This window comes from Pseudomonas machongensis, from assembly GCF_034961125.1.
Taxonomy (GTDB): domain Bacteria; phylum Pseudomonadota; class Gammaproteobacteria; order Pseudomonadales; family Pseudomonadaceae; genus Aquipseudomonas; species Aquipseudomonas machongensis.
On the sequence record NZ_JAYFUI010000142.1, the window covers coordinates 1 to 8,474 of the forward strand.

10 protein-coding genes are annotated in these 8,474 nt (G+C 63.9%); 6 read left to right on the forward strand and 4 right to left on the reverse strand.

Annotated elements, in window-relative coordinates:
* Positions 1–197, forward strand: a 197-nt coding sequence (locus VA602_RS14485) for a DUF1161 domain-containing protein (protein WP_323453555.1), incomplete at its 5' end; no start/stop codon positions are given.
* A gap of 37 nt (positions 198–234) precedes the next feature.
* Here the strand turns inward: VA602_RS14485 and VA602_RS14490 are convergent.
* On the reverse strand, positions 235–648 hold the full coding sequence (locus VA602_RS14490; RefSeq protein ID WP_054893387.1) for a PA0061/PA0062 family lipoprotein: 414 nt from the start codon (positions 646–648) through the stop codon (positions 235–237).
* 45 nt (positions 649–693) lie between these two features.
* Entirely contained in the window at positions 694–1,107 is a 414-nt protein-coding gene (locus VA602_RS14495; protein WP_153774351.1) for a PA0061/PA0062 family lipoprotein, read from the reverse strand.
* A 66-nt stretch (positions 1,108–1,173) separates the two neighbouring features.
* Between VA602_RS14495 and VA602_RS14500 the strand changes: the two genes are divergently transcribed.
* Positions 1,174–2,265, forward strand: coding sequence for an aminopeptidase (locus tag VA602_RS14500; RefSeq protein WP_323453556.1), 1,092 nt, complete (start codon positions 1,174–1,176; stop codon positions 2,263–2,265).
* Between the two features lie 31 nt (positions 2,266–2,296).
* On the opposite strand, the gene VA602_RS14505 is transcribed toward VA602_RS14500, so the two are convergent.
* Together VA602_RS14505 and VA602_RS14510 are read right to left on the reverse strand one after the other, a co-directional pair.
* The gene (locus tag VA602_RS14505; RefSeq protein ID WP_054893384.1) at positions 2,297–2,947 is read right to left on the reverse strand and encodes an HAD family hydrolase; all 651 of its coding nucleotides are present in this window, start codon (positions 2,945–2,947) and stop codon (positions 2,297–2,299) included.
* A gap of 102 nt (positions 2,948–3,049) precedes the next feature.
* Positions 3,050–3,598, reverse strand: a complete 549-nt coding sequence (locus VA602_RS14510) for a gamma carbonic anhydrase family protein (protein WP_054893383.1) — start codon at positions 3,596–3,598, stop codon at positions 3,050–3,052.
* A gap of 66 nt (positions 3,599–3,664) precedes the next feature.
* On the opposite strand from VA602_RS14510, the gene prlC reads away from it, so the two are divergent.
* The 4 genes from prlC to VA602_RS14530 all read left to right on the forward strand — a co-directional run bounded on the left by prlC (position 3,665) and on the right by VA602_RS14530 (position 8,219).
* A complete protein-coding gene (gene prlC, locus VA602_RS14515; protein ID WP_323453557.1) occupies positions 3,665–5,752 on the forward strand; it encodes an oligopeptidase A in 2,088 nt (695 codons plus the stop codon).
* Positions 5,749–6,027, forward strand: coding sequence for a YheV family putative zinc ribbon protein (locus VA602_RS14520; protein WP_112897047.1), 279 nt, complete (start codon positions 5,749–5,751; stop codon positions 6,025–6,027). Before prlC ends, VA602_RS14520 begins: the two co-directional genes overlap by 4 nt.
* 79 nt (positions 6,028–6,106) lie before the next feature.
* On the forward strand, positions 6,107–7,162 hold the full coding sequence (locus VA602_RS14525; RefSeq protein ID WP_323453558.1) for a PA0069 family radical SAM protein: 1,056 nt from the start codon (positions 6,107–6,109) through the stop codon (positions 7,160–7,162).
* A gap of 337 nt (positions 7,163–7,499) precedes the next feature.
* Complete coding sequence (locus VA602_RS14530) at positions 7,500–8,219, forward strand: carbonic anhydrase (RefSeq protein WP_054893379.1); 720 nt, start codon at positions 7,500–7,502, stop codon at positions 8,217–8,219.
* The last annotated feature ends 255 nt before the right edge of the window (positions 8,220–8,474 follow it).

Genomic DNA, 8,474 nt, shown 5'->3' on the forward strand with positions numbered 1-8,474 from the left:
TGGCCACCTCCGCGCTGGCGGCAGTCAAGCCGTGCGAGGAGCTCAAGACCGAGATCGAGGCGAAGATCCAGGCGGCTGGGGTGCCTTCCTACACCCTGGAAATCGTACCGAACAGCGAAGTCAGTGATCAGAACATGGTCGTTGGCAGCTGCGATGGCGGGACCAAGAAGATCATCTACCAGAAGAACGACCAATAGCGGTCGTTGCAGCGGGGTCGCAGTGCGACCCCGTTGTTCATGGAATGCAGAAGATGTTGCTTGGCTCGTCTACCAGCACCTGGCGATTGGCGTCGTACAGGTATACCTGCGGCTGCATCGCCGGGGCCCGGGCTTCGAGGCGATAGCGTTCGCCGGCCTTGAAGTTGTCGAAGCGCACGGTCAGGTAGCAGGTGCGCTCGGTCGGGCTGGTGGTGAAGAGCCCGGCAGTCAGCTCGTAGTCGAAGCGCACCACCAGTTCGTGGCGGCCCGGCGTGATTTGGAAGTAGCGGCCGTCGTCGAGGCGTTTGCCATCGAGCTTGTCGGCCATGATGGTGCGGCCGGGGGTGACGGTGTAGAGATCAACCCAGGCCTGGGCCGGGTCCTTGGGTGGCAAGGGGCTGGCGCAAGCCCCCAGTGCACTGAGGGCGATCAGCATCATGGGCTGGCGCATGAGGAAACTCCGCTTGCGGGTCACAGGTTACAAGCATAGCGCTGATCAGGTGCGCTGACAGCCCGCTGGCAGGCCCTGGCCGATCAGTTTCTGCTGTCCGTCATAGAGTTTCACCCAAGGGCGCAAGCCAATGCTGCCGGCTTGCAGGCTGTAGCGCTGACCGGCGCTGAAGTCCTTGAAGGTCAGGTTCAGTTGGCAGTCGCGCCACAGTGGCTCGTCGACCGGGCCGATATTGCTCGGGGAGACTGGAAACTGGTAACGCACCGTCAGCTCATGGCTACCTGGCGGCACTTCGAAATAGCGGTTGTCGGCCCAGTCGCGCTCGTCCAGCTGTACGGCGTGCAGCGAGGTGTCGTCGTCGCGGGCGAGGTCGATCCAGGCCTGGTTGGGATCGGGATCGGGCAAGGTGGAGCAGGCGCTCAGCAGCCCGAAGGTGCCGACGGCAAACAGTGTACGCATGGCGAAAGGGTCCCCTGGCGAGATAGTCTTGGAACGCACAGGCCTTGAGCGGGATGAACAGCCCTGATGTTTCGACTTTTTCTGCTACAGCGCTCAGGCCACCGGGCTCTCGACCGCGTTTTCAGCCCTTTTGTTCCGCTGCTGGCCGCGCTCCTGCTGAGCGGTTGCGGCAGCCTCGGCTACTACGGCCAACTGGCCGAAGGGCAATGGCAACTGCTGCGTGCACGCCAGCCGGTGGAGCGCATGCTGGCCGATCCTGCGACTGACGAACGGCTGCGCCAGCGCCTGCTGCATGCCGAGCAGGCCCGCACCTTCGCCAGCGAGCACCTGAAGCTGCCGGACAACCGTAGCTACCGGGTGTACGCCGATCTTGGCCGACCTTATGTAGTGTGGAATGTGTTCGCCACGCCGGAGTTGTCGCTGCAGCCGGTCACTCACTGCTTCCCCATCGCCGGTTGCGTCGCCTACCGCGGCTACTACCGCCAGGGTGCGGCGCGCGGCGCGGCAGCGCTGATGCGCGAGGAGGGGCTGGATGTGTATGTCGGGGGTGTCGAGGCTTACTCGACCCTGGGCTGGTTCGACGATCCGATCCTCTCGTCGATGGTGGGCTGGGGCGAGGAGCGCCTGGCCACGCTGATCTTTCACGAGCTGGCGCACCAGCGCTTCTACGTGAAGGACGACACCGAATTCAACGAGTCCTTCGCCACCTTCGTCGAACAGGAGGGCACGCGGCAATGGCGCATGGCGCGCGGGCTTGCGGCGGCTCACGAGGATGGGGCGCGGCAGCGTGAACAGTTCATCCGCCTGGTGCTGGCGAGTCGCGAGCGCCGGCAGGCGCTCTATGCCGGGACGCTTGCTGATGCCGACAAGCGAGTGGCCAAGCAGGCCGAGTTCGCGCGATTGCGACGTGAATACCGCGAGCTGCGTGATCGGGACTGGGCCGGTGATCGCCGTTATGACGCCTGGGTGTATGGGCCGATGAGCAACGCCAAGCTGCTGCCGTTCGGCCTGTATGACCAGTGGGTGCCGGCGTTTGCGGCGTTGTTTCGTGAGGCAGGCGAGGACTGGACGCTGTTCTATCAGCGGGTCGAGCACTTGGGGCAGCAGCCGATCGATCAGCGAAAAGCGGCCTTGCAGCGGTTGATGGCACAGCCTTGATATGCCGGGGCCGCGCGCGGCCCCGTGGCCATCAAGCCTTGATGAACGCCCGGTGCAAATCCGCCACCGTGTCGAAATGAAACTCCGGCGCCTCGGCCACCAGCTCTTCACGGCTGCCGAACCCGTAGCCCACCGCTACAGCCTGCAGGCCATTGCTGCGGGCGCCGATCAGGTCGTGCTTGCGGTCGCCGATCATCAGGGTCTGCGCCGGGTCCAGGCGTTCTTCGTCCAGCAGGTGGCGGATCAGCTCGACCTTGTTGGTGCGGGTGCCATCCAGCTCACTGCCGTAGATCACCTTGAAATGCCGGTCGAAGGCGAAATGGCGGGCGATCTCGCGAGCGAACTCCCAAGGCTTGGAGGTTGCGACGTAGAGGGTGCGGCCCTGGCCATTGAGCGCTTGCAGCAGTTCCGGCACACCGTCGAACACCAGGTTCTCGTACAGACCGGTGACCCGGAAACGCTCGCGGTAGAAGTTGACCGCCTCCCAGGCCTTGGCCTCGTCGAAGCCGTAGAACTGCATGAAGGCCTGCAGCAAGGGCGGGCCGATGAAGTGCTCGAGGCGGGTCAGGTCGGGCTCGTCGATACCCAGCTTGGCCAGGGCGTACTGGATCGAGCGGGTGATGCCCAGGCGTGGGTCGGTAAGGGTGCCGTCAAGGTCGAAGAGAATGTTTTGCTGGTGCATGTATGCGGTTCCACTCAAGTCTTGCGTCGACTGCTTCGCGGGCAAGCCCCCTCCTACAGGATAATCACAGAGCCTGTAGGAGCGGGCTTGCCCGCGAATGCGTCATTCCGGTTGATCGTAGCCTTCGGCCAGGTGCTGGTCCTTGAGCTTCACGTAGTTGCTGGCGCTGTAGGGGAAGAACGCGCGTTCCTTTTCGTTCAGCGGCCGGGCCTGCCTTACCGGGCTGCCGACATACAGGTAGCCGCTCTCCAGGCGCTTGCCGGGCGGTACCAGGCTGCCGGCGCCGATGATCACCTCGTCCTCGACGATGGCGCCATCCATGATGGTGCTGCCCATGCCGACCAGGATCCGGTTGCCCAGTGTGCAGCCGTGCAGCATCACCTTGTGACCGATGGTCACTTCGTCGCCGATGATCAGCGGGAAGCCGTCCGGGTTGAAGGGGCCGGCGTGGGTGATGTGCAGCACGCTGCCATCCTGCACGCTGGTGCGCGCGCCGATGCGGATGCGGTGCATATCGCCGCGCACCACGGTCAGCGGCCAGACCGAGCTGTCTTCACCGATCTGCACGTCGCCGATCACCACCGCCGAACGGTCGACGAAGGCGCGTGGGCCGACTTTTGGCGTGTGTTCCCGGAAGGTCCGGATGGCCATGATAGTGTCCCTCTGCAATGCCGATAGGCAGGCTGCCTGCTGCGGTCGGCGTCGATTGTAATTAAGATGGTCCCGTGTTTCTCCTGCCAAGGTATCCAAACCGTGAGTGCGAACAACCCGCTTCTGCAGTCCCACGACCTGCCACCCTTCTCCGCAATCCGCGCCGAACACGTGCTGCCGGCGATCGAGCAGATCCTGGCCGACAACCGCAAGGCCATCGCCGATATCCTCGCGCAGCAGGGCAAGAATCCCTCCTGGGCCGGCCTGGTGCTGGCGATGGACGAACTCAACGACCGCCTGGGCGCGGCCTGGAGCCCGGTCAGCCACCTCAATGCGGTGTGCAACAGCAAGGAACTGCGCGAGGCCTACGAGTCGTGCCTGCCGGCGCTGAGCGCCTATTCCACCGAGCTGGGGCAGAACCGCGCCCTGTTCGATGCCTACCAGGCGCTGGCCAACAGCGCCGAGGCCGCCAGTTTCGACGTGGCGCAGAAGACTATTCTCGAGCACGCCCTGCGTGACTTCCGTCTGTCGGGCATCGACCTGCCGGCCGACAAGCAGCAGCGCTACGCCGAAGTGCAGAGCAAGCTCAGCGAACTGGGCAGCCGCTTCTCCAACCAGTTGCTCGACGCCACCCAGGCCTGGACCAAGCACGTCACCGACGAAGCCGCGCTGGACGGCCTGACCGAATCGGCCAAGGCGCAGATGGCCGCCGCTGCTCAGGCCAAAGGCCTCGACGGCTGGCTGATCACGCTGGAATTCCCCAGCTACTACGCGGTGATGACCTACGCCAGCGACCGCGCCCTGCGCGAAGAACTGTACGCCGCCTACTGCACCCGCGCGTCCGACCAGGGTCCGAACGCCGGGCAGTTCGACAACGGCCCGGTGATGGCCGAGATCCTCGACCTGCGTCAGGAACTGGCCGCGCTGCTGGGCTACGCCAACTACGCCGAGCTGAGCCTGGCCACCAAGATGGCCGAATCCAGCGACCAGGTGCTGAGCTTCCTGCGTGACCTGGCCAAGCGCTCCAAGCCGTTCGCGGCACAGGACCTGGAGCAGCTCAAGGCCTACGCCGCCGAGCAGGGCACCCCGGAGCTGGCCAGTTGGGACGCCGGCTATTACGGCGAGAAGCTGCGTGAGCAGCGCTACAGCGTGTCGCAGGAAACCCTGCGTGCCTACTTCCCGATCGACAAGGTGCTGAGCGGCCTGTTCAGCATCGTCCAGCGCCTCTACGGCATCGAAATCGCCGAGCTCAAGGGTTTCGACGCCTGGCACCCGGATGTGCGCCTGTTCGAGATCAAGGAGAACGGCCAGCACGTCGGGCGCTTCTTCTTCGACCTCTACGCCCGTGCCAACAAGCGCGGCGGCGCCTGGATGGACGGTGCCCGCGATCGTCGCCGCACCGCGGCAGGCGCCTTGCAGAGCCCGGTGGCCAACCTGGTGTGCAACTTCACCCCGGCTGCACCGGGCAAGCCGGCGCTGCTCACCCACGACGAAGTCACCACGCTGTTCCACGAGTTCGGCCACGGTCTGCACCACCTGCTCACCCGCATTGAGCATGCCGGCGTGTCGGGCATCAACGGTGTGGCCTGGGACGCGGTCGAGCTGCCGAGCCAGTTCATGGAGAACTGGTGCTGGGAGCCTGAAGGTCTTGCACTGATCTCCGGTCACTACGAGACCGGCGAGCCGCTGCCCCAGGACCTGCTGGACAAGATGCTGGCGGCGAAGAACTTCCAGTCCGGGATGATGATGGTGCGCCAGCTGGAGTTCTCGCTGTTCGACTTCGAGCTGCACGCCACCCATGGCGACGGCCGCAGTGTGCTGCAGGTGCTCGAGGGCGTGCGCGATGAGGTCACGGTGATGCGTCCGCCGGCCTACAACCGCTTCCCCAACAGCTTTGCGCACATCTTCGCCGGCGGCTATGCGGCGGGCTACTACAGCTACAAGTGGGCCGAAGTGCTGTCGGCCGACGCCTTCTCGCGCTTCGAGGAAGAAGGCGTGCTCAATGCCGAGACTGGCCGCGCGTTCCGCGAGGCGATCCTGGCTCGGGGCGGTTCGCGCGAGCCAATGGTGCTGTTCGTCGATTTCCGTGGTCGTGAGCCTTCCATCGATGCGCTGCTGCGTCATAGTGGCCTGACCGAGGATGCGGCGGCATGAGTGAGGGCGGCGTGATCAAGACCAAGAAACGCTTTATCGCCGGGGCGGTATGCCCGGCGTGCAGCGAGCCCGACAAGCTGATGATGTGGAACGAAGACGGCGTGCCACACCGCGAGTGTGTGGCCTGCGGCTTCACCGACACCCTCAACGAGCAGGGCTTGTCGGTGCCCAAGGAGCTCGGTACCCGGGTAAACCAGCAGGCGGTCAAGGCCGAGCCGGTAAAGGTGCAGACGGTTCAGTTCTTCCCGAATCCGAAGCTCAAGAAGCCGGATTGACCCCGTCCGCCTGACGGCACTGGTCTTCTGTGCAAACCCGGATTACTGTATGCATATACAGCAATTCGGGTTTTCCACCATGAAACCAACCCCAGTCCGCGGTCGCGGTACTGCCACCAACCCGCACAACCGCTTCGCCCCCAGCCATTCGGTGGTCGAGGACGACGGCTGGCACCAGGAAGTCCCCCTCACCCAGGGCACCGAGGTGCGGATCGAAACCGCCAAGACCATCATCGCCCGCAACACCTCGCCTGACCTGCCCTTCGATCGTTCGATCAACCCTTACCGCGGTTGTGAACACGGCTGCATCTACTGCTACGCCCGGCCCAGCCACGCCTATTGGGACCTCTCCCCCGGCCTCGACTTCGAGACCAAGCTCATCGCCAAGACCAATGCCGCCGAGGTGCTCGAGCAGCAGTTGAGCAAGCCGGGCTATGTCTGCGCCCCGATCAACCTCGGCGCCAACACCGACCCCTACCAGCCCATAGAGCGCGAGCATCAGTTGACCCGTCGCCTGCTCGAGGTGCTGCTGCGCTACCGGCACCCGGTGACCATCGTCACCAAGGGCTCGCTGGTGCTACGAGACCTGGACCTCTTGAGCGAACTGGCCAGCCAGCGCCTGGCGCGGGTGATGATCAGCCTGACCACCCTCGACGACGAACTCAAACGCACCCTCGAGCCCCGCGCGGCGGCACCCAAGGCGCGCCTGCGGGCGATCCGCGTGTTGCGCGAGGCGGGTGTGCCGGTGGGGGTGCTGTGTTCGCCGATGATCCCGATGATCAACGACTGCGAACTGGAGCACCTGCTTCAGGCCGCCAAGGAAGCTGGCGCGCAGAGCGCCGCCTACATGATGCTGCGCCTGCCGCTGGAGGTGGCGCCGTTGTTCGAACAGTGGTTGCAGGACCATTATCCGCAGCGTGCGGCCCACGTGCTCAGCCTGATTCGTCAGAGCCGGGGTGGTGAGCTGTATGACAGCCGCTTTGGCGCGCGGATGCGGGGTGAAGGCGTGTTCGCCGAGCTGCTGGCGCAGCGTTTTCGCAAGGCTTCGCGGCAGTTGGGGTTTGAAGGGCGGGAGGGGCTGGCTTTGGATTGCACGTCGTTCTGCCCACCTGGGGAGCAGATGGCGTTGTTTTGAGACGCTGAAGGTCTTGCAGGAGCGGGTTCACCCACGAAGAGGCCACCACCGTACAGTTTCACTACCCTGTAACCTGACTAATACCTACCAATAATTTCATTGGAGGGTATTGGCGGCTGATGCTTTTTTGCTATTATCAAAGCCTCCCCTCGAAAACCTGGAACGCCCGTTCTAGAGCCTCCGAATTCAGTTTCAGTTAAGTTTTCTCCGCTAGCGTAGGAAGTCAGTCCACAGCGACTGTGATTTATTACCTGTGCGCGTCATCTAATTCTCCGCATAGCCAGAATCTTTCCCCGGTAAAATGGAACTTACCTACAAACCGTCAAGAGGATGAATCATGCCCGTCAAGGACCCATCCAAGCCCGTTCCGGCCGCTCCCGCCGAGAGCGCCGATGCCGCCCTGAAGCACATCGTCGACGGCTTCCTGAAGTTTCACCATGACGTTTTCCCCGAGCAGCAGGAGCTGTTCAAGAAGCTCGCCACCGCGCAGAAGCCGCGCGCGATGTTCATCACCTGCGCCGACTCGCGCATCGTGCCTGAACTGATCACCCAGAGCTCGCCGGGCGATCTGTTCGTGACCCGTAACGTCGGCAACGTGGTACCGCCCTACGGGCAGATGAACGGCGGTGTTTCCAGCGCCATCGAATACGCTGTGTTGGCCTTGGGCGTTCACCACATCATCGTCTGCGGCCACTCCGACTGCGGTGCGATGCGCGCGGTGCTCAACCCGCAGTCGCTGACCAAGATGCCGACCGTTTCCGCCTGGCTGCGCCACGCCGAAGTGGCCCGTACTGTGGTCGAGAGCAACTGCTCGTGCGAAACGGAACACGAGAGCATGCAGGTGCTGACCAAGGAAAACGTCATCGCTCAGCTGCATCACCTGCGCACTCACCCTTCGGTCGCCTCGCGCCTGGCGGCCGGACAGCTCTACATTCACGGCTGGATCTACGATATCGAAACCAGCCGCATCGAAGCCTACGACGCCGCGAGCGACAGCTTCCTGCCCCTGGCTGCTGGCGAGCCAGTGCCGTGCGCAACTCCGAGAGGCCGCTACTAAGCGACCCCAACACCTGAAGAAACCTTGATAGCCGGCTGCGCCCACCAGGCGCGGCAGGGCTTTCTGCTGCCTTGAATTTCCCTGACCTACTTGCCGGCAAGCCTGCTGGCGGCCCGCGCCTGCGCGCGATTCAGGGATCCCCGTGCCGTCGGCCAGTGGAATGGCCGTGAATCAGAAAAGGAGCGTTATGGTGAACATGACACAGATAAAAGCGGCCTTGCCGCGAGAGTTGCTGGCTTCGGTCGTGGTGTTCCT